Annotated in this window: 14 protein-coding genes and 2 pseudogenes; 7 read left to right on the top strand and 9 right to left on the bottom strand. The window is 71.1% G+C overall.

Annotation, left to right across the window (positions count from 1 at the left end):
- Positions 1 to 53 precede the first annotated feature (53 nt).
- The 4 genes and pseudogenes from IDM45_RS14845 to IDM45_RS14830 all read right to left on the bottom strand — a co-directional run bounded on the left by IDM45_RS14845 (position 54) and on the right by IDM45_RS14830 (position 4696).
- Positions 54 to 2057 (bottom strand): methyl-accepting chemotaxis protein, encoded by a 2004-nt coding sequence (locus IDM45_RS14845; RefSeq protein WP_209423535.1) that lies wholly within the window; start codon positions 2055 to 2057, stop codon positions 54 to 56.
- A gap of 217 nt (positions 2058 to 2274) precedes the next feature.
- Complete coding sequence (gene metW, locus IDM45_RS14840; protein ID WP_209423534.1) at positions 2275 to 2859, bottom strand: methionine biosynthesis protein MetW; 585 nt, start codon at positions 2857 to 2859, stop codon at positions 2275 to 2277.
- The gene (gene metX / locus IDM45_RS14835; RefSeq protein WP_209423533.1) at positions 2856 to 3992 is read right to left on the bottom strand and encodes a homoserine O-succinyltransferase MetX; all 1137 of its coding nucleotides are present in this window, start codon (positions 3990 to 3992) and stop codon (positions 2856 to 2858) included. The genes metW and metX overlap by 4 nt, the downstream gene beginning before the upstream one ends.
- 132 nt (positions 3993 to 4124) lie before the next feature.
- Positions 4125 to 4696 (bottom strand): annotated as a pseudogene (locus IDM45_RS14830) (TMEM165/GDT1 family protein).
- Positions 4697 to 5163: 467 nt separating this feature from the next.
- On the opposite strand from IDM45_RS14830, the gene IDM45_RS14825 reads away from it, so the two are divergent.
- Positions 5164 to 5676, top strand: coding sequence for an RNA recognition motif domain-containing protein (locus IDM45_RS14825; RefSeq protein WP_209423532.1), 513 nt, complete (start codon positions 5164 to 5166; stop codon positions 5674 to 5676).
- A 178-nt stretch (positions 5677 to 5854) separates the two neighbouring features.
- On the opposite strand, the gene lptC is transcribed toward IDM45_RS14825, so the two are convergent.
- The 4 genes and pseudogenes from lptC to glnE all read right to left on the bottom strand — a co-directional run bounded on the left by lptC (position 5855) and on the right by glnE (position 10933).
- Entirely contained in the window at positions 5855 to 6514 is a 660-nt protein-coding gene (gene lptC, locus IDM45_RS14820) for an LPS export ABC transporter periplasmic protein LptC (RefSeq protein ID WP_209423531.1), read from the bottom strand.
- Entirely contained in the window at positions 6511 to 7086 is a 576-nt protein-coding gene (locus IDM45_RS14815) for a KdsC family phosphatase (RefSeq protein WP_209423530.1), read from the bottom strand. The genes lptC and IDM45_RS14815 overlap by 4 nt, the downstream gene beginning before the upstream one ends.
- Positions 7087 to 7102: 16 nt before the next feature.
- Positions 7103 to 8104: a KpsF/GutQ family sugar-phosphate isomerase gene (locus IDM45_RS14810; protein ID WP_209423529.1), complete on the bottom strand. Its 1002-nt coding sequence runs from the start codon at positions 8102 to 8104 to the stop codon at positions 7103 to 7105.
- A gap of 85 nt (positions 8105 to 8189) precedes the next feature.
- Positions 8190 to 10933 (bottom strand): annotated as a pseudogene (gene glnE, locus IDM45_RS14805) (bifunctional [glutamate--ammonia ligase]-adenylyl-L-tyrosine phosphorylase/[glutamate--ammonia-ligase] adenylyltransferase).
- Between the two features lie 97 nt (positions 10934 to 11030).
- Here glnE and IDM45_RS17985 point away from each other — a divergent pair.
- Genes IDM45_RS17985 through IDM45_RS14785 form a run of 5 tightly spaced genes read left to right on the top strand, consistent with a single transcriptional unit; the run spans position 11031 to position 18693 of the window.
- A complete protein-coding gene (locus IDM45_RS17985) occupies positions 11031 to 13433 on the top strand; it encodes a YhdP family phospholipid transporter (protein WP_267912114.1) in 2403 nt (800 codons plus the stop codon).
- Complete coding sequence (locus tag IDM45_RS18150; protein ID WP_325168987.1) at positions 13370 to 15073, top strand: YhdP family phospholipid transporter; 1704 nt, start codon at positions 13370 to 13372, stop codon at positions 15071 to 15073. Before IDM45_RS17985 ends, IDM45_RS18150 begins: the two co-directional genes overlap by 64 nt.
- The gene (locus IDM45_RS14795) at positions 15070 to 15885 is read left to right on the top strand and encodes a carbon-nitrogen hydrolase family protein (protein ID WP_209423528.1); all 816 of its coding nucleotides are present in this window, start codon (positions 15070 to 15072) and stop codon (positions 15883 to 15885) included. The genes IDM45_RS18150 and IDM45_RS14795 overlap by 4 nt, the downstream gene beginning before the upstream one ends.
- A 44-nt stretch (positions 15886 to 15929) precedes the next feature.
- Positions 15930 to 17975, top strand: a complete 2046-nt coding sequence (locus tag IDM45_RS14790) for a two-component system sensor histidine kinase NtrB (protein WP_209424154.1) — start codon at positions 15930 to 15932, stop codon at positions 17973 to 17975.
- 7 nt (positions 17976 to 17982) lie between these two features.
- The gene (locus IDM45_RS14785) at positions 17983 to 18693 is read left to right on the top strand and encodes a response regulator transcription factor (protein WP_209423527.1); all 711 of its coding nucleotides are present in this window, start codon (positions 17983 to 17985) and stop codon (positions 18691 to 18693) included.
- Here IDM45_RS14785 and IDM45_RS14780 read toward each other — a convergent pair.
- The gene (locus IDM45_RS14780) at positions 18669 to 19313 is read right to left on the bottom strand and encodes an OmpA family protein (RefSeq protein ID WP_209424153.1); all 645 of its coding nucleotides are present in this window, start codon (positions 19311 to 19313) and stop codon (positions 18669 to 18671) included. The two genes, IDM45_RS14785 and IDM45_RS14780, sit on opposite strands and share 25 nt — an antisense overlap.
- Positions 19314 to 19818: 505 nt before the next feature.
- On the opposite strand from IDM45_RS14780, the gene mltA reads away from it, so the two are divergent.
- The gene (gene mltA / locus IDM45_RS14775) at positions 19819 to 21009 is read left to right on the top strand and encodes a murein transglycosylase A (RefSeq protein WP_209423526.1); all 1191 of its coding nucleotides are present in this window, start codon (positions 19819 to 19821) and stop codon (positions 21007 to 21009) included.
- Positions 21010 to 21095 lie beyond the last annotated feature (86 nt).

The raw sequence follows: 21095 nt of genomic DNA, 5'->3' as shown, positions 1-21095 counted from the left end.
GCGAGGCTTGTCCGTGTACTGCCCTCAGTCCTGGCAGCCGGCTGCTGGCTGCATCACCCCTGCAGCGCCAGCGGCGGCGTGTGCGCGGCAGCGCCCGGCGGCAGTGCGCGCGCAGACTGATTCGCCTCCAGGCGGAACACCTGCACCGCGCCGGCCAGGCGCATGGCCTGCTCGCGCAGGCTGTGCGCGGCGGCGGCGGACTGCTCGACCAGCGCGGCGTTTTGCTGCGTCATCCGGTCGAGCTGGCCCACGGCCTGGTTGACCTGGCCGATGCCGCCGGCCTGCTCGGCAGCGGCGGCGCTGATCTCGCCAATGATGTCGCCCACGCGCTGCACGCTGCCGACGATCTCCTGCATGGTGCTGCCGGCGTGCTGCACCAGCCGCGTGCCGGATTCGACCTGATCGACCGAGGCCTGGATGAGCTGGCGGATCTCGCGCGCCGCCTCGCCCGAGCGCCCGGCCAGCGCACGCACCTCGCCGGCCACCACGGCAAAGCCCCGGCCCGAGTCGCCAGCGCGTGCCGCCTCCACGGCCGCATTGAGCGCCAGGATGTTGGTCTGGAAGGCGATCGAGTCGATGACCTGGATGATGTCGCCAATCTTGCGGCTGGCGCTGCTGATGCCCTCCATGGTGTCCACCACCTGCCCCACCGCCTGGCCGCCGCGCGCGGCGACCTCGGCGGCGCTGCTGGCCAGCTGGTTGGCCTGGCGCGCCGCATCGGCGGACTGCTGCACCGTCGCGGTTAGCTGCTCCATGCTCTGCGCGGTCTGCGCCAGGCTGCTGGCCGTGGCCTCGGTGCGGCCCGACAGATCCTGGTTGCCGCTGGCGATCTCGGCGCTGGCGGTCTCGATGCTGTCGGCGGCCTGGCGCACCTGGCGCAGCATCTGCGCGTAGCGCTGGCGCAGGCCCTCCACCTCCTGCACCAGCGCGCCGATCTCGTCGCGTCGGCGGTTGGCGAAGCTCTGCGTCAGGTCGCCCTGCGCCACCAGGGTGACGGCCTGCGTCAGGCTGCCCAGCGGCTGGCTGATGCTGCGGCGCAGCATGAGCAGCAGCCCAGCGCCCAGCAGCACCAGCGCCAGCGCCAGCAACGCCCACAGGGCGGCGGTGGTGCGCCAAAAGCCCGCCATGGCCTCGGCGTCGGGCACCTCGGCGACGATCCACCAGCCGCCCTGGCTCGGACGCATCAGCGCCCAGGTGTCGGCCTGCGTGGGCGCCAGCAGCGCCTGGGCGTGGCGCACGTAGCCATCAGGGGCGCCGGCCAGCTCCTGCAGGAAGGGGGCAGCGCCGGGGGCCACCTCCAGCACCTTGCGCCCGCGCGCGCTGGGGTGGTAGATGAAGCGCGCCTGCTCGGGCGTGGCGCCAGCGGCGACGACATAGACCCCACCGTGCTCGAAGAAGTGCGTGTTCTCGACCTGTTTCTGCACCATGGCCTGGAACAGGCTCACGTCGTTGCCGATGAACAGCAGCGCCACGACCTGGCCGGCGGAGTTCTTGACCGGCAGATAGTGGCCCATGTAGGGCTTGCCCTGTACGCTGACCAGCCCGGTGTAGGGCTCGCCCTTGCTGACCGTGGCATGGGCCGGGTCGGCACTTGTCAGCAGCGTGTCCAGGGCGCGCTGGCCGTCGGCATTCTTGATGGAGGTGGTGACGACGACGAAGTCCGCGCCCTTGCGCGCATAGACCGCCGCCACGCCTTCGGTTTCCTGGGCGAACTTGTCCACCGAACCGGAGTCGCCATTGACCAGGCCGCCATAGCTGCGCAGTTCGCCCGTGGCCTCGTCCAGGTGCATCTGCGCCTCGAAATAGCGCTGGAAGCCCTTCATGGCGCCGCGCACCATCTCGCGGCTGGCGTTGTCGGCGGCGTCCAGCGACTGGGCCACGGCCACGGCGGTGGTGCCCACGCTTTGCACCAGCTGCTGGCGCGTGCTGCGCTCGGTCAACAGGGTCAGCGCAATGCCCAGCAGCACCAGCACGGCGGCCACCAGCGCCAGCGCCGCCAGGGTGACCCGCCGGGCCACCGAGGGGCTGCGAAGACTGGAAGAAACGGCTTTGACCATGGCGTGCGGACTCCTGAAAAACGGCTGACAGGCCCGCCGGCGCAGGCCGGTTGAAGAATATAGGGCAGCCACCCATTTACATTTATTGACGAATTCCCTTACGCAGTGTTGCGTAGTTCACGGGACGCAATGCTGGGCGCTGCTCGCTTTTTCTCAGTGTTTCAGGCCACAAAGCCTTGTCCAGCAAGCGCTGGCAGCTATCGTTTGGATAGTATTTTCAAGCACGCTCGAAATGGAATACCGCCGTGCCGGCGCGCGCATTGGGCGCAAAGCGCACGACCTGGCCGTCCTGCAGGCCGAAGGAGTCGAGCACGCGCAGGCGGTTTCTGTGCGCCAGCACCTCGAAGTCCTTGTAGGTGCCCACGCGGATGTTGGGCGTGTCATACCACTGGTAGGGCAGGCGGCTGGTGACCGGCATCCGCCCGCGCAGGATGGACAGCCGGTTGGGCCAGTGGGCGAAGTTGGGGAAGGCGACGACGGCACTCCGGCCCACGCGCGCCGTCTCGCGCAGCATGACTTCAGCGTTGCGCAGGTGCTGCAGGGTGTCGATTTGCAGCACCACGTCGAAGCTGTCGTCGGCAAACATGGCCAGGCCCTCGTCCAGGTTGAGCTGGATGACGTTGACGCCCCGGCGCACGCAGGCCAGCACGTTGGCGTCGGCGATTTCGATGCCGTAGCCCGAGCAGCCGCGCGTGCGCTGCAGCAAATCCAGCAACGCGCCGTCGCCGCAGCCCAGGTCGAGCACGCGGGCGCCGTGCGGCACCAGGCGGGCGATGGCTTCCATGGTGGGGCGGTCGCTCATGGCTGCAGCTCCTTGGCGATGTTGTCGAAATAGGCGCGCACCACGGCCATGTAGCGCGCGTCGTCGAGCAAGAAGGCGTCGTGCCCGTGCGGCGCGTCGATCTCGGCATAGGCGACGCCCCGGCGGTTTTCCAGCAGCGCCTGCACGATCTCGCGGCTGCGCGCCGGGGCAAAGCGCCAGTCGGTGGAGAAGCTGACCAGCAAAAATTTTGCCCGCGCCACAGCCAGCGCCTGCGCCAGGCTGCCGCCGTGTCGGCGCGCCGGATCGAAATAATCCAGCGCCCGGGTGATGAGCAAATAGGTGTTGGCGTCGAAGTACTCGCTGAACTTGTCGCCCTGGTAGCGCAGGTAGCTCTCAATCTGGAACTCCACGTCCTGCGTGCTGTACTGGTAGTCGCCGTTGACCGCGCTCCTGAGTTCGCGGCCAAACTTCTCGTTCATCACGTCGTCCGACAGGTAGGTGATGTGGCCGATCATGCGGGCGATGCGCAGGCCGCGCTTGGGGATCACGCCGTGGCGGTAGAAGTGCCCGCCGTGGAAGTCCGGGTCGGTCACGATGGCGCGGCGCGCGACTTCGTTGAAGGCGATGTTCTCCGCCGTCAGGTTGGGCGCGCTGGCCACGACCACGGCGTGGCGCATCCGCTCGGGGTATTGCAGCGTCCAGGAAAGCGCCTGCATCCCGCCCAGGCTGCCGCCCATGACGGCGGCGAGTTGCTCGATGCCCAGCTCGTCGAGCAGGCGCGCCTGGGCATTGACCCAGTCCTCGACCGTGACCACGGGGAAGTCGGCGCCATAGACCTCGCCGGTGTCCGGGTTGACGTGCATCGGCCCGGTCGAGCCGAAGCACGAACCCAGGTTGTTCACGCCGATGACGAAGAAGCGATTGGTGTCCAGGCTCTTGCCCGGGCCGATCATGTTGTCCCACCAGCCCTCGCTTTTGGGCTGGCCGGCGTAATGGCCGGCGACGTGGTGCGAGGCATTGAGCGCATGGCACACCAGCACGGCGTTGTCGCGCGCGGCGCTGAGCGTGCCATAGGTCTCGTACGTCAGGTGGTAGTCGCGGATGGCGGCGCCCGAGGCAAGCGCCAGCGGCTCGGCAAAGCCCATGGTCTGCGGTGTGGCGATGAACGACATGGCAAACAAAAACCCGGCTCACGCTAAAGAGGCGGGCCGGGTCGGGATTTGCATACGTGCGACGGGCGCGTCTTTAGCAGGATTTGTAAAGCGCCCGCAAGCGGTGCAAATCGGCGCGTCTGAAGCTGGCAATTATGCCAGCGCAGGCGCCAGCAGGGTCATCACCCCCAGCACCAGGAAGATGGCCGCCGACACCCCATGCACGGCGCGGATCGGCACGCGGCGCGTGATGCGCTCGCCCAGCCAGACCACCGGCGCATTGGCCAGCATCATCCCGAGCGTGGTGCCGGCCACGACCCACAGATAGGCGTCGTACTGCGCGGCCAGCACGATCGTGGCGATCTGCGTCTTGTCGCCCATCTCGGCCAGGAAGAAGGCCAGCGCGGTGGCGCCGAACACGCCCAGGCGCGGCGCGGCGCTGGCGGTGTCGTCCTCATCGAGCTTGTCGGGGATCAGCATCCACGCTGCCATGGCGATGAAGGACAGGCCCAGGCCCCAGCGCAGCGCCTGCGGGCCCAGCACCGTGGTCACCCAGGCGCCGACGGCGCCGGCCAGCATGTGGTTGAACAGCGTCGCCACGAAGATGCCGGCCACGATGGGCCAGGGCGGCGAAAGCGTGCCGCCAGTACCAGCGACAGCAGCTGGGTCTTGTCGCCCATTTCGGCCAGGGCGACGATGGAGGTGGATACGAGGAAGGCTTCCATGCAGGGAACTCACGAACGCAGGCGGGCCGGTGTCGGGCGGACGGCATTGACCGCGCGCGAGTCCGGCCACGGAACACTCGTGCACGGCCAATGGTCTCGCCCCACCTGCCGCGATGAGCGGCGGGCCTCATGCACCACGGCGCCGCACGGCGCCAAGTCTGTTGATGCATGTCTCTCGTCAAGCGCGAGCAGGCTACTCCCCAATGGACCGGCGCGGATTGTAGCGAGGCCGCTACGAACTTCTGCGGACTTTCCCTTTGTGGCAAATACGCTTGCCTGTTTGCCAAAAAACCATTGAGGCAGCCGGGGGGTTGTGGCACATAATGACCGAGCAGGTATTTTTTGTTTTTCGGTACCTGTCGAGGTTGCGGTGATCCGTCAGTTTTCGCGCATAGGGCGTCTTTGTGATTCACTGGCTGCGGTTCGGGACTCCGTCGCTGAATTTTTTTGTTTTTGAGGAGTCCCTGATGGGCAACAAACTGTACGTAGGCAACCTGCCCTATTCCGTGCGCGACCAGGACCTGGAGCAGGCCTTCGGCCAGTTCGGCGCAGTCACCAGCGCCAAGGTCATGATGGAGCGCGACACCGGTCGCTCCAAGGGTTTCGGCTTTGTCGAGATGGGCAGCGACGAAGAGGCGCAGCAAGCCATCAACGGCATGAACGGCCAGTCCCTGGGCGGTCGCAGCATCGTCGTCAATGAGGCCCGTCCGATGGAGCCGCGTCCCCCGCGCAGCGGTGGCGGCGGCTACGGCGGCGGCGGTGGCGGCTTTGGTGGTGGCGGCGGCTACGGCGGCGGTGGCCGCAGCGGTGGCGGCGGCTACGGCGGTGGCCGTGAAGGCGGCGGTGGCGGCTACGGCGGCGGTCGCAGCGAAGGCGGCTTTCGCAGCCCCTACGGCGGCAGTGGCCGCAGCGGTGGTGGCGGCGGCTACGGCGGTGGCCGCAGCGGTGGCGGCTACGGCGGCGGCAACAGCGGCTATTGATGGTTGTTGATGACTGCTGACAGCTGACCCCACAGTCGCTGTCCAGGCAGGACAAGAAAGGCTCCTCACGGAGCCTTTCTTGTTTCCTCATCCGCCAGCGGCCAGGCTGAAGCCTTGCCTTTCGTCCTCGCCCCCGCACCAGTCCCGGATGCGCTGCCAGTGCCCGCCCGGTGCTCCTTCAGCGCGTCGCCGGCGCCGCCAGGCTGCCGCGCACGCGCCCGCGCAGCTCCAGCACCTGGCTGAGATGGTCGTACTCCAGGCTGTCGGCGGTGAAGGTGTCGCTGCCCCGGCGCAGCGTCACCGGCTGATGGGAGCGCACGCGCTCTTCCTTGACCCAGGCGTGCAGGAACTCGCCGGCGAACTCCAGGCGCGGCGTGGGCGCGCCGCCGCCCGGCGGCGCCAGCGGCTCGCGCACCACCTGCGCCTGGCCAAAGAGTTGCACCTCGGAGCCGTCAGCATTGCTCAGGGCGCGGTGGGCGCGCGCCGTGAGCACGCGCCCGTCCTCGCCGGTCGAGCGCATCCGCGCCTGATCGACCTCCAGCGTGTCGGTGTCCGGATAGTGCTTGAGCAGCGTGCCGCGCAACTCGCTGCCCAGCCGGCCATCGGCCTCGAAGCTCTTGACGGAAAAATCGCGCATGTAGTAATCGGGCTCATGGCTGGCCGGCCTGTCGGCCACCGGCAGTTGCGGCTTGGGCGCGTTGCGTACCAGCCACCAGGTGCCCAGCGCCAGCAGCGCCATGAGCAGCACCGGCAGGTACAGCGACACGCGCTCCCAGAGCTGGCGCAACGATCGGGGCGCGCGGTGCGGCGGGGACTGCGGCGCAGCGACCGGGCTCATGCTGCGTACCGCGCCAGCAGGCTGGCGTAGCGCCCGCTGGCGGTGAGCAGCAGGTCGCACAGCTCGCGCGCCGCACCCTGCCCGGCGCAGGCCCGGGTGATGTGCCGGGCCACGGCGCGCACCTCGGCGTGCGCATCGGGCGGCGCGCAGGACAGGGCGGCGCGGCGCAGCAGGGGCAGATCGGGCCAGTCGTCGCCCATGGCGGCGGCCTGCTGCCACGACAGGCCCAGCTCGGCCAGGATGCTGGCCGCTGCCGGAGCCTTGTCCTCGGTGCCGAAGCGCGCGTGCTGCACGCCCAGCGCCTGCAGACGTAGGCGCAGCGCCGGCGAGTCGCGCCCGGTGACGATGGCCGGGGTGATGCCGCCTTGCTGCAGCAGCTTCAGGCCGTGGCCATCGAGCGTGTGGAAGCGCTTGAGCGTCTCGCCCGCCTCGGAGAAATACAGGCCGCCGTCGGTCAGCACGCCATCGACATCGAAGAACGCCACGCGCACGTCCTGGGCGCACAGCAGCAGCTCGGGTGCAAAGGTGATGACGGGGGCCAGCGGAGCCAGCGGAGCGTGTAGGTCTGCCATGCGCAACCTGTCTCTTTCAGATGACCTTGGCGCGCATCAGGTCGCCAATGTGGACGATGCCCACCAAGCCGCCATGCACGTCGGTGACCAGCACGCTGGTGATGGCGTGGCGCTCCATCAGCCGCGCGGCGTCGGCGGCCAGGGCGTCGGCGGCGATGGTGCGCGGCCCGGCGTGCATGACCTCGCGCGCGCGCAGGGCGCGCAGCTCCAGGCCGGCCTCGATGCGCCGGCGCAGGTCGCCGTCGGTGAAGATGCCCAGGGGCCGGCCGGCCTCATCGACGATGGCGGCGGCGCCCACGCCCTTGGCGCTCATCTCGCGCATCAATTGGCCGAAATCTGCCTCGGGCAGCACGCGCGGCACGGCGTCGCCGCCACGCATCACGTCGCGCACATGGGTCAGCAGGCGCCGGCCCAGCGCGCCGCCGGGGTGCGAGCGGGCAAAGTCCTCGGGCCGGAAGCCGCGCGCGTCCAGCAGCGTCACGGCCAGCGCATCGCCCAGCGCCAGTTGCGCCGTAGTGCTGGCGGTGGGCGCCAGATTCAAGGGGCAGGCCTCGCGCTCGACACCGCAGTCCAGCGCCACGTCGGCATGACGCGCCAGGGTCGAATCCAGCCGGCCCGTGAGCGCCACCAGCGGCACGTCCTGGCGCCGCAGCAGCGGCAGCAGCACGTTCAGCTCGCTGCTCTCGCCGCTGTTGGACAGGGCCAGCACCAGGTCGCCGGCAGTCACCATGCCTAAGTCGCCGTGGCTGGCCTCGGCCGGGTGGACGAAGAAGGCCGGCGTGCCGGTGGAGGCCAGCGTGGCGGCGATCTTGCGCCCGACATGGCCACTCTTGCCCATGCCCATGACGATGACGCGCCCAGTGGTGGCCAGCAGCAGCTGCACGGCCTGCACGAAGGGCGCGCCCAGGCGCGCGGCCACGCCGTGCAGCGCCTGCGCCTCGATGGCCAGGGTGTCGCGGGCCAGGCGCAGGATTTGTTCATCGGGCAGGGCCGGGACGGCAGGCAGGGAGGCGGACATGGTGGGGATTTTATCGACGGGGTGGAATTATTCAGCCAAATCGGCCTCAAACCCTTGCCAGACAAGCGCTGGCAGCTATCAAAATTCAAGCAAATACCGCCTGCCACAGCGCCTGCACGGCCTCGCGCTCGGCGCCCAGGCCGCCGGTGGGCACGCGCGCCGGCTGTTCGTCCAGGCGCGCGCGGTGCTGGATCAGGCGCAGCGTGCGATAGGCATCGGCGGCGGCGCGGCCCAGGCCGGCGGGCAGCAGGCCGGCGTCCTCGGCGCGCGCCAGCAGGGCGATGTTGCCCTTGTTGTCCTGCAGCTCGGGGTGGGCGCGCGAGTGCGCTAGCACCAGGTACTGCACGGCGAACTCCACGTCCAGCATCCCGCCGTGGCCGTGCTTGATGTCGAACCAGTCGGCGGCTGTGGCGTGCGCGGCGCGCAGGCGCTCGCGCATGGCCATGATCTCGCCGGCCAGCGCGCCCAGGTCGCGCGGCGCGGTGATGACGGCCTGGCGCACGGCGTCGAAGCGTGCGCGCAGGTCTTCGGCCCCCAGCACGAAGCGCGCCCGCGTCATGGCCTGGTGCTCCCACGTCCAGGCGGTGTTGCTGCCGCGCTGGCACTGGTAGTCGGCATAGGAGTCGAAACTGCTCACCAGCAGGCCCGAGTTGCCGTTGGGCCGCAGCTCGGTGTCGATCTCGAACAGATCGCCCTCGCCGGTCTTGACGGCCAGCCAGTTGATGAGCTTGCGCACGAAGGCCGCATAGACCTCGGGGGCGCGCTCGTCGCCATCGTCGAAGACGAACACGATGTCCAGGTCGCTGCCGTAGCCCAGCTCCTTGCCGCCCAGCTTGCCGTAGCCAATGATGGCAAAGCGCGGCTCCTGCCGATGGCGGTTCTTCAGGCGCTGCCAGCACCACTGGCTGGTCACGCGCAGCACGCTGTCGGCCAGCAGCGACAGGTCGTCGGCCACCTGCTCCACGCTGATGCGCCCCTCCACGTCGCGCGCCAGGGTGCGAAAAACCTCGGCGTGGTGCGCGCGGCGCAGCAGGTCGAGCAGGTTCTCGTCATCGTCCTCGCCGGTCGATTGCAGCGCGGCCAGGCGCAACGCCAGCTCGCGCTCGAAGTCTTCGGGCACGAAGCGCTCGCCCAGGATGGCGCCGCCGGCCAGCTCGTCGATCACGCCGGGGTGCAGCATCATGTAGCGCGCCGGCCAGCGCGCTGCGCCCAGCAGGTGCAGCAGGTGTTCATGCACCGCCGGGCGCTCCAGCAGCAGCGCCAGATAGCTCTCGCGGCGTAGCAGCGGCTCCAGCCAGTCCAGCAGCCGCGCGGCGGCCTCCTCGGTGAAGCGGCCTTCGGCCAGCCAGCCGCCGGTGCGCTGCACCACCAGCGCCAGGCGTTCGCGCGAGCGCTCGCGCAGCTCCTGCACGCGCGGGTGCGTGCGCCAGGCCTGCACCCGGCTGGCCAGCGCCGGCGGCAGTTGCGCGGCCAGGGCGTCCAGGTCGGGGCATTCGGGCCAGCGCCAGCCTGGGCGCGCGGGCCGGCGCAGCCGCCGCCATTGCAGCCGGTCTTTTTCTGCGGCCCGCCCAGCAGGCGGTCGAACTCCTGCGCCACCAGTTCGCGGTGCGTGTCCAGCTCGCGCAGGAAGTCGCAGCACGGCAGTCCCAGCGTGGCGGCAAGCCAGGCCAGGTCGTCGTCGCGCGTGGGCAGCACGTGGGTCTGCTGGTCGTCCAGGTACTGGATGCGATGCTCGACGCGGCGCAGGAAGGCATAGGCCTGCGCCAGCGCCGCGCCCGTGGCCGGCGGCATCAGGCCGCCCTGCACCAGGCGGGCGATGGCCTCCAGCGTGGGCCGGCAGCGCAGCTCCGGGAATTGCCCGCCGCGCACCACCTGCAAGAGCTGCACGGTGAATTCCAGCTCGCGGATGCCGCCGCGCGAGAGCTTGACGTCGTTGGCGCGCTCGGGGTGGCCGCTGGCGCGGCGCAGGGCATGTTCGCGGATCTGGCGGTGCAGCGCACGCAGCGCGTCGAACACGCTGTAGTCCAGATAGCGCCGGAAGACAAAGGGCAGTACCACTTCGCGCAGGCGCTGCACGCCGCTGCTGCGAAGGGCCGTGCGCGGCGCGACGACGCGGCTTTTCAGCCAGGCAAAGCGCTCCCACTCGCGCCCGTGCGCCAGGAAATACTCCTCCAGCGCGGCCAGCGAACACACCAGCGGGCCGGAGTTGCCATTGGGCCGCAGCGCCAGATCGAGCCGGAAGACGAAGCCGTGCTCGGTGGTCTCGCCGATCAGCGCGTGCAGGGCGCGGGCGGCGCGGGCGAAGTATTCATGGTTGGACAGCCGGCCCCGGCCATCGGCGCGGCCGCTGGTCTCGCCGTCGCACTCATAGACATAGACCAGGTCGATGTCGCTGGAGACGTTGAGCTCGCGCGCGCCCAGCTTGCCCATGCCGATGAGCCACAGCAGCACGGCGCTGCCGTCGGGCGCCTGCGGCGTGCCGTGGCGCTCCTGCAGCTCGGCGCAGGCGTGCTGGCTGGCGCGCTCCAGGGCCAGCTCGGCCAGTTCGGTCATGGGCGTGGTGATGTCGGCCAGCGGCGCGCCGGCGTCGCAGTCCAGCACCATCAGCCGGTGCAGGATCAACTGGCGCAGGATGCGCAGCGCCGCGCCCAGCCCGTGGCCGCGCGCCAGCAGGGCGTCGCAGGTCTGCTCCATGTCCTGGCGCGCGGGCACGCCGGCGGGCAGCAGGGCCAGCTCGGCGCCATAGCGACGCTCCAGGCGCTGCAAGAAGCGTGAATGCTGCGACAGGGGCTGGGGCTGGGACAGTGCCAGGGCTGGGGAAGACGGCATCGGGACAAGCGAAAAGTAGAGGTTCCATAATTCCCGCCACCACCCGCCACCGCAAATGTCCGAGTCGCCCGCCCTTCCTTCCCGCCTTCTGAGATTCATGGCGGGCTGTGCGCGCTGGGCGCTGGGCCTGACGGCGGCGGCCTGGCTGGCGCTGGCGGCTGCCTGGGCAGGCCTGCACGGCTGGATTGTGCCGCGCATCGACAGCCTGCGTCCGCACCTGGAGCGCCAGGCCACACGCGCCCTGGGGGTGCCGGTGCGCGTGGCCGCCATCGCCGCCACCAGCAACGGCATCTTCCCGACGGTGCAGCTGTCGGGCGTCACGCTGCTGGGCGAGGAGGGCCGGCCCGGCCTGCAACTGCCGCGCGTGGTGGTGGCGCTGTCGCCGCGCTCGCTGCTGCGCCTGGGCTTCGAGCAAATCTATATCGAGGCGCCGCAGCTGGACATACGCCGCGCGCCGGACGGGCGCATCTTCATCGCCGGCATGGCGTTTCGCGACAGTGGCGAGGCCGACAGCCGCGCCGCCGACTGGCTGTTTGCCCAGCCCGAGGTGTTCATCCAGGGCGGCACGCTGCGCTATGTGGACGAGCTGCGCGGTGTGGCGCCGCTGGCGCTGCATGAGGTCGATTTGGTGCTGCGCAACGGCAGCCGTCGCCACGCCGTGCGCCTGGACGCCACGCCGGCGCCCGGCTGGGGCGAGCGCTTCACGCTGCGCGGACAGTTCCGCCAGCGGCTGCTCAGCCAGCACGCCGGCAACTGGCAGACCTGGAGCGGGCAGTTCTATGGCCACTTCCCGAGCGCCGATGTCTCGCGCCTGCAGCGCCACGTCGATCTGGGTGCGCTGTCCATCGCGCAGGGCGCAGGCAGCGTGCGCGCCTGGGGCGATGTGCGGCGCGGGCAGCTGGTGGGCGCCACGGTGGACATGGCGCTGTCCGAGGTCGAGGCCACCCTGGGCCAGGATCTGCAGCCGCTGGCGCTGCGCCGCATCACGGGCCGCGCCAGTGCGCGCCGGCTCGATGGCGGCTTCGAGCTGCGCGCCGAGGAGCTGCGCTTCACCACTGCCGGCGGGCAGCACTGGCCGGGCGGCCAGCTGCTGCTGCGCCAGGTCGATGCCGGCACGCACAGCGGTGCGGGTGAGTTGCGTGCCGAACGGCTCGATCTGGCCGTGCTGGCCCAGCTGGCGGCGCGCCTGCCGCTGGGCGAGGCGCTGCACCGGGCGCTGGCGACCTATGCGCCGGCGGGCCAGGTCGAAGGCCTGGCGGCGCAGTGGCACGGGCCGCTGCAGGCACCGCGCGACTACCAGGTGCGCGCGCAGGTGCGCGGCCTGGCGCTGGCCGCGCACGGCGGGCCGGCGCAGGTGCCGGGCCTGGCCGGCGCGGACGTGCAGTTCGAGCTGAGCCAGGCCGGCGGCCAGGCGCAGCTGGCCATGCGCGATGGCCACCTGGCCCTGCCCGGCGTGTTCGAGGACGCGCTCGTTGCCGTGCAGCGCCTGTCGGCCAGTGTGCGCTGGCAGATCGAGGGCGAGCAAATCAGCGTACAGGCCAGCGACCTGCGCTTTGCCAACGCCGACGCCGAGGGCCAGGCGCGCCTGGCCTGGCATACCGGCGCGGGCAGCACGGGTGGCGCGGGTGGCGGCGATGGGCGCCTGCCGGGCGTGCTGGAGCTGTCGGGCCAGCTCACGCGCGCCGATGCCACGCGCGTACACCGCTACCTGCCGCTGGCCGTGCCGCAGGAGGCGCGCCACTACGTGCGCGACGCCATCAGCGCCGGCAGCGCCAGCCGGGTGCAGTTTCGCGTGCAGGGCGGTCTGCAGGACTTCCCATTTTCCGATGGCAAAAAGGGCGAGTTCCGCATCGCTGCCCAGGTCAGGGGCGTCGAATACGCCTATGTGCCGGCCAGCGCCCAGCAGCCGGGCGAGCGGCCCTGGCCGGCGCTGTCGGGCCTGGGCGGCGAGCTGATCTTCGAAGGCTCGTCCATGCGGGTGCAGGGCGCTGCCGGCACGCTGGCCGGCGCGCCGCAATTGCGCGTACACAGCACCGGCGCGCGCATTGCCGACCTGGAGCATCCGGTGGTCGAGGTCGATGGCCAGATTCGCGGGCCGCTGGCCGACATGCTGGCGCTGGTGCGCAACTCGCACGTGGCCGATCTGACGCAGGGCGCGCTGGATGCGGCCAGCGCCAGCGGGGGCGCCGAGCTGGCGCTGGGCCTGACGCTGCCCATCGATGATCTGGCCAGATCCGCCGTGCGCGGCAGCGTGCAGCTGCAGGGCAACGACGTGCGCTTCGTGCCCGAGTCGCCCCTGGTGGCCGGCGCGCGCGGCAGCGTGCAATTCACCGAGGATGGCTTCACCCTGGCCGGCGTGCAGGGCCGCGCCCTGGGCGGGCCGGTGGTGCTCGATGGCGGGATGCGCGCCGCCCCGGGGGCGAGGCGCAGGTGCGCGTGCGCGCCCAGGGCACGGCCAGCGCCGAGGGTCTGCGCAACGCCGGCCTGTGGGATGCCGTGACACGCCTGGCCGGCCACGCCAGCGGCAGTGCCGCCTACAACCTGGTGCTGGGCGTGCGCCGGGGCCAGGCCGAGCTGCTGGTGACCAGCGACCTGGTCGGCCTGGCGCTGCAGGCCCCGCCGCCGCTGGCCAAGGCCGCCCAGGAGGCGCTGCCCCTGCGCCTACAGCGCCGCCTGACGCCCGAGGCCGCCGCCACGGCCAGCGCACCGCTGGCCGACGAGCTGCGCATCGAACTGGGGCAATTGGCGCACCTGGCCTATGTGCGTGCGCTGGACGAGGCCGGCAGCGCGCGCGTGCTGCGCGGCGCCATCGCCGTGGGCGAGGCAGCGCTCGACCCGCCGGCGCTGCCGCCACAGGGCGTGGTGGCCAATGCCGTGTTCGAGGATTTCGATGCCGACGCCTGGCTGGCCCTGCTGCAGCCGCCGCCCGGCCTGCCGGCGTCACCGGCCAGCGCAGCCACCGACACCGCCCGGGACTATCTGCCCACCAGCGTCGGCCTGCGCGCTGCACGCCTGACGGCTGGCGGTCGCACGCTGCATCGGGTAGTGGCCGGCGCCTCGCAGCAGGGCCGCACCTGGCGCGCCAACATCGACGCCGGCGAACTCAATGGCTATGTGCAATATGCCCCGGCCAGCACCTCGGCCAATGCCCCGGCCAGTGCCGGCACGCTGCACGCCCGCCTGGCCCGGCTGGCGCTGCCCAAAGCCAGCGAGGAGCAGGTCGAGGCCTTGCTCAGCGACGCGCCGCAGCCCGAAACCCTGCCGGCGCTGGACATCGTGGTGCAGGACTTCGAGCTGCACGGGCGCCGCCTGGGGCGCCTGGAGATCGCCGCGCACAACCGCCTGAACGATCAAGGTCAGCGCGAATGGCGCCTGGCGCGCTTCGATCTGGCGACGCCCGAGGCGGCGCTGACTTCCAGCGGCAGCTGGACGCTGCTGGCTGGCGCGCAGCAACCCCAGCAGCAGCGGCGCACGGCGCTGGATTTCCAGCTCGATATCCGCGACTCGGGCGCCCTGCTGGCGCGCTTTGGCATGGAGGGCGTGCTGCGCGCCGGCCGTGGCCGCATCGATGGCCGGCTCGGCTGGCTGGGCACTCCGCTGGCGCCCGACTGGCGCACCATGGACGGCCAGATGCACATCGAGGTGCAGTCCGGCCAGTTCCTCAGGGCCGAGCCAGGCCTGGCCAGGCTGCTGTCGGTACTCAGCCTGCAATCGCTGCCGCGCCGCCTGTCGCTGGATTTCCGCGACGTGTTCAGCCAGGGCTTTGCCTTCGACTTCGTGCGCGGCGACGTGCAAATCGAGCGCGGCGTGGCCGCCAGCAACAATCTGCAGATGAAGGGCGTGAACGCCGCCGTGCTGATGGAGGGCCGCGCCGACATCGAGCGCGAGACGCAGGAGCTGCACGTCGTGGTCGTGCCCGAGATCAACGCCATGACGGCCTCGCTGGTGGCCACCGCCATCAACCCGGTCATCGGCCTGAGCAGCTTTCTGGCCCAGGTCTTTCTGCGCGGCCCGCTGATGCAGGCGGCGACGCAGGAGTTCCGCATCGACGGCACCTGGGACGAGCCGCGCGTGCAGCGCCTGCCGCGCAGCCTGCTCGGCCCGGCCAGCCCAACGTCCCCCAAGGAGAGCAAACCATGAAAGTCGCCGCCATCCAGATGGTCTCCAGCCCCGTGGTGCAGGACAACCTGCAGCAGGCACGCACCCTGCTGGAGCAGGCCGCACACGCCGGCGCCGAGCTGGCCGTCCTGCCCGAGTACTGGAGCTGCATGGGCCTGCACGAGCGCGACAAACTCACGCAGCCCGAGGCCTTTGGCGACGGGCCGGTGCAGCAGTTCCTGGCGCAGGCCGCGCGCGAGCTGGGGCTGACCATCGTCGGCGGCACGCTGGCCCTGGCCACGGGCACCCCGGAGCGCGTACACAACAGCTCGCTGGTCTTCGCCCCCGATGGCCAGTGCGTGGCGCGCTACGACAAGATGCACCTGTTTCGCTTCGACAACGGCGCCGAGCAGTTTGACGAGGCGCGCACCATCGCCGCCGGCAGCCAGCCGGTGAGCTTCGCGCTGCAGGCGCGCGCTGGCCGGCGCTGGCAGATCGGCCTGTCGGTCTGCTATGACCTGCGCTTTGCCGAGCTGTATCGCCACTACGCCGCCCTGGGCTGCGAGCTGCTGCTGGTGCCCAGCGCCTTCACCCACACCACCGGACAGGCGCATTGGGAAGTGCTGCTGCGCGCGCGCGCCATCGAGAACCTGGCCTTCGTGCTGGCGCCGGCGCAGGGCGGGCGCCACGACAATGGCCGGCGCACCTGGGGCCACAGCATGGCCATCGACCCCTGGGGCACCATTGCCGCGCTGCAGGCCGAAGGCCCGGGCGTGGTGCTGGCCGAGCTGGACGCCACGCAATTGGAGGCCGCCCGGTTGCGCCTGCCGGCGCTGGAGCACCGCGTCCTGTGACTTCGCCTGCCGCGCTGCTGCAGCGCCGCCACCCGGCCCGCCTGATGGCGCACTTGGCGCGCCTGCCCCGGCGCTGGCTGGGCGCCTGGCGGCGCTGGTCGCTGTGGGCCTTGCTGGGTGCGCTGGTGGCTGGCGTGCTCGTCACCCTGGTCTGGCTGGCCGGGCGCTACGAGGCCAGCCAGGTGCAGGATCGGCTGGAGCGCGACGCCGCCGACGTGGTGGCCGAGCTGCGCAACGCCCTGGCGCGCAACGAACAGGAACTGCGCGCCCTGCCCACAGACAGCGCGGCACTGCTGGCCTGGGAGGGCCGCGCCGGCGAGTTGCTCAGCCAGCACCGCGACATCATGCGCCTGCAGTGGCTGAACACCCGGCTGCAGCCACTGGCGCAGGTGCTCTCGCCCTGGCAGGCCATGCCGCAGACCGCACCCGACCACAGCGCGGCGCACTCCGAGACTGCGCTGGCCTGCGCCAACGCCCGCCGCCTCGTGGGCGCGGCCTACTCCAGCACCTACTTCCAGCCCCTGCCGGACGGCGGCGGCGCCGAGTTGATGGAGCTATGCCTGCCGCTGATCCAGGCCGGGCGCGTGCATGGCTTTCTGGTCGCCACGTACTCGCTGCAAAAGCTCCTGAGCGAGGTCGTCGCGCCACAGCTGACGCACACCCAGGAGGCGTCCTTCACCGAGACCGACGGCACGCGCCTGGCGCTGCTGGCGGCGCAGCGGCGCGGCTCGCGCATGTTCTCCGCACGGTCGCTGTTCGACCTGCCAGGCAGCACGCTGGTGCTGCGCCTGGACGGCTGGCACGCCGCACCCAGTACCTTCCCCAACGTGCTCCCGGCCCTGGTCACAGCCATGTCGATCGCGCTGGTGTCGGTGCTGGGGGTGCTGGTGCGCGACACGCGCCGGCGCCTGCGCGCCGAGCGCGACCTGGCCGAGGCGCTGTCGTTTGCCAAGGCCATGGAGGACTCGCTGGTGACCGGCCTGCGCGCACGCGACCTGCAGGGCCGCGTGACCTATGTGAACCGGGCCTTCTGCGCCATGGTGGGCCTGGACGCCAGCGAGATCGTCGGCCAGGCCGCACCCCTGCCCTACTGGCCACCCGAACATGCCGACGCATACACCGCGCGCCAAGTCTGGCGCATGGCCGCGCACACCAGTCCGTCGCAGCAGGGCTACGAATCGGTCTTCATGCGCCGTGACGGCACGCGCTTTCCGGTCATGGTCTATGAATCGCCGCTGATCAACGCCCGGGGGCTGCACACCGGCTGGATGGGCTCCATCCTGGACGTGAGCGAGCAGCGCCGCGCCGAGGAGCTGTCGCGCACCACGCACGAGCGGCTGCAGGCCACAGCGCGCCTGGCCGCTGTGGGCGAGATGGCCTCGCTGCTCAGCCACGAACTGAACCAGCCACTGGCGGCCATCGCCAGCTACGCCAGCGGCTCGCTGAACCTGCTGCAGCCAGCGCCCGGCGCCGGCCTGCCCGAGCCACAGGACTTGGCCGAGGTGCAGCTCGCCGTGCAGCGCATCGCCCAGCAGGCCGAGCGCGCCGGGCGCGTCATCAAGAGCGTGCATGACTTCGTGCGCCGACGCGCGCACACGCGCGAGGCCGTGGCCGCGCAGGACTTGCTGGACGCCGTGCTGCCCATCGTGCGCCTGCAGGCACGCAAGCTGGGCATCCAGGTTGAACTGGACATTGCCGCCGGCCTGCCCGACGCCCTGTGCGACCGCACCATGGTCGAGCAGGTGCTGCTGAACCTGACGCGCAACGCCCTGCAGGCCATGGACGCGCCGCCGCCGGGCGGCACGCCGCTGCTGGAGCTGCGCGTGCGCTGCCGCACTGGCGAGGCCATGCAGCGCTGGCTGGAGTTCGGCGTGGCCGACAACGGCTGCGGCATCGACCAGGAGGTGGCGCAACGCCTGTTCACGCCGCTCTACACCACGCGCGCCGAGGGCATGGGCCTGGGCCTGAGCCTGTGCCGCACGGTGGTCGAGCAGCACGGCGGGCACCTGGGCCACAGCGCGCGCCAGGGGCGTGGTACGTTGTTCGTCTTCACCTTGCCTGCCGCGCCGGCAGCCGGCCCCACCATCTGAATGCCCCATGGATACCGCCACCGTTTACATCGTCGATGACGACGCCGAAGTGCGCCAGGCCCTGGCCTGGCTGCTGCGCTCGCGCCGCGTGCTGAGCGAATCGTTCGCCAGCGCCGAGGCTTTCGAGCTGATGCTGGCCGATCGCATGGCACGCGGCGTGCATCAACGCCAGGCAGCCTGCCTGCTGCTGGATGTGCGTATGCCCGGCATGAGCGGGCTGGCGCTGTTCGACCGCTTGGTCGAGCGCGGCGAGACTGCCGCCATGCCGGTCATCTTCCTGACCGGCCATGCCAACGTGCCCACTGCCGTGGCCAGCGTCAAGCGCGGCGCCTTCGATTTCTGTGAAAAGCCGTTTTCCGACAACCTGCTGGTCGATCGCATCCAGGCGGCGCTGCAGGCCTCCGCCGCCCATCTGGCCCAGTGGCGCGAGCAGCAGCACCTGGAGCAGCGCCTGCGCGAACTCACCGAACGCGAGCGCGACGTGATGCGCCTGGTCGTGGGCGGCCTGCCCAACAAGCTGATTGCCGACCAGCTGGCCATCAGCGTGCGCACGGTGGAGGTGCATCGCGCGCGCGTGTTCGACAAGATGCAGGTGCGCTCGGCGGTGGAGCTGGCCAATTTGCTGCGCCCGGCGGGGCGGGGGCGGCTGAGCGGGAACACGACCGCCCAACGCTCAGCGCCAGACGCTCAACCTCACCCCTGGCGTTCGCCCATGTAGATTTCCACGCGGCGGTTGCGCGCCCGGCCATCGGCGGTGTTGTTGCTGGCGATCGGCTCGCGCGAGCCACGGCCATCGACATAGATCCGCGCGCCGCTCACGCCACGCGCCGTCAGGTAGTTGCGCACGCTGGCGGCGCGCTCGATGGACAGCGGGTTGTTGATGGCGTCGGTGCCGGTCGAATCGGTGTGGCCGATGATGCGCACGTCGGCATTGGGGTTGGCGCGCAGGCCTTCGGCGAAGCGATCCAGGATGGGGCGGAAGTTGGGCTCGACATCGGCGCGGTTGACGGCAAACGAGATGTCGCTGGGGATGTCCAGCTTGAGCTGGTTGTCCGGCGTCTGCGTCACCACCACGCCCGTGCCCTGGGTGACGGCCTGCATGTCCTGGCGCTGGCGCTCCATGCGCTGCGACCAGATGTAGGTGCCCAGGGCGCCCACGCCGGCGCCGATCACGGCACCGGTGCCGGCATGGCCTCCGGTCACGGCACCGATGGCGGCGCCGCCCAGGGCGCCCGCGCCGGCCCCCATGGCGGTGCGGCGCTGGGTGTCGGTCATGTCGGCACAGCCGACGGCAAACAGGGCCAGCGACAGGCTGGCGACAACGAATGGCTTGCGCATGAAAAGCTCCTTGCTGCCCGCATGGGGCGACATGAAAGAAAAGGACGGAAAAAGCAGTGCCGGGCAGCGTAGCCGGGGCGTTCGCCCCATGATGTAGGACGGCTGGCAGGCCCGGCGCCAGGGCCTGCAAACAAATGTCAGCCCGGGCTGCGGCGGGCCGGGCGGGTGGCGTGCGGCGTCACTCGCGCGGCCCCGACGGGGCGGGCGCCGCGGGCGCTGCTGCCTGCGCGGCATCAGGGCGGGGGCGCGGCTGGGGTCGGTGCCAACCTCGGCGGCGGCGTCGCCCACGGCATCGGGCAACTCGCCGCGCTTCCTGCCGGCGAACATAGTCCACCAGACGATGGCCAGCAGCAGCACCAGTGCCAGCAGGGCTTCAAGCAAAATCAGTCCCATGTTCCAATCCACGCCCCTCTCGGGACGAATCCGGGGGAGGTCGTCCCCCTGCCCCATCAAAGCACCAGCCACCCCTCGCACGGGGGAGGCTGCCACCCACCGCCAGCTCCTGATGAAATCCCGTCTCCTGCGCCTGGCTGCGACCGCAGCGATTGTAGGAATGCTGGCCGCCTGCTCAAGCCGGCCACCAGCGCCGCCCGCTGCCGTGCCACCGCTGCGCCCGGCGGCAGGCGCACCGTCGGCACCGTCTGCCGCGCCCACCAGCGCGCCCGGCCCCAGCGGCCCCCTGACCGGCCAGCCCCCGGTCAGCAAGAGCCGCTGGGTGCCGGCCTCGTGGAACGAGCTGCCCGGCTTCGAGACCGACAGCCTGCACGAGGCCTGGAACGCCTGGCTGCGCAGCTGCGAGCGTCCGCCGCCGGTCTTCGCCCCGCTGTGCGGCGAGGTGCGCCGCCTGTCCATTGCCAGCGATGCCGAGCAACGCGCCTGGATGGTCGAGCGCCTGCAGCCCTATCGCATCGAGGCTCTGGACGGCGCCGTCGATGGCCTGCTGACCGGCTACTTCGAGCCTTTCCTGGAGGCTTCGCGCACCCCGGGCAACGGCTTTGACGTGCCGCTGTACCGCGCGCCGGCCGATCTGGCCACGCGCCGGCCCTGGTACACACGCCAGCAGATCGATACCCTGCCCGAGGCGCGCGCCCAGCTCATGGGCCGGGCCATCGCCTGGGTGCGCGACCCGGTGGCGGCCCTGGTGCTGCACATCCAGGGCTCGGGGCGGCTGCTGGTGCGCGAGGCCGACGGCAGCACGCGCCTGGTGCGCCTGGCCTATGCCGGCACCAACGACCACCCCTACAAGAGCGTGGGCCGCTGGCTGCTCGACCAGGGCCTGGTGCGCGACGCCACCTGGCCAGGCATCAGCGCCTGGACGCAGGCCAACCCGCAGCGGGTGCAGGAAATGCTGTGGGCCAACCCGCGCTACGTGTTCTTCCGCGAGGAGCCGCTGGAGCCGCTGGACGCCGCTTTCGGCCCGCGCGGCGCGCAGGGCGTGCCGCTGACGCCCGGGCGCTCGATCGCCGTGGATCGCGCCAGCATCCCCTACGGCACGCCGGTCTGGCTGGCCTCCAGCGGCAGCGCGGTGCAGCTGTCGCGCCTGGTGCTGGCGCAGGACACGGGCAGCGCCATCGTCGGCGCAGTGCGCGCGGACTACTTCACCGGCTGGGGCGAGCAGGCGGGCGACGTCGCCGGGCGCCTCAAGCAGGGCCTGCGGCTGTGGGCGCTGTGGCCCCGCAACGCCCCGCTGCGATAGGAGCGTGCGCGCGGCTGTGGGAGGCTGGGCGTGGTGCGTGGGACATGGGGCGCGGCCGGGCCGGGGCCGGTCGCTTTTCTCAGCTA

The organism is Melaminivora jejuensis, assembly GCF_017811175.1.
Taxonomy (GTDB): Bacteria; Pseudomonadota; Gammaproteobacteria; order Burkholderiales; family Burkholderiaceae_C; genus Melaminivora; species Melaminivora jejuensis.
This window is presented reverse-complemented; position numbering and strand designations above follow the sequence as displayed.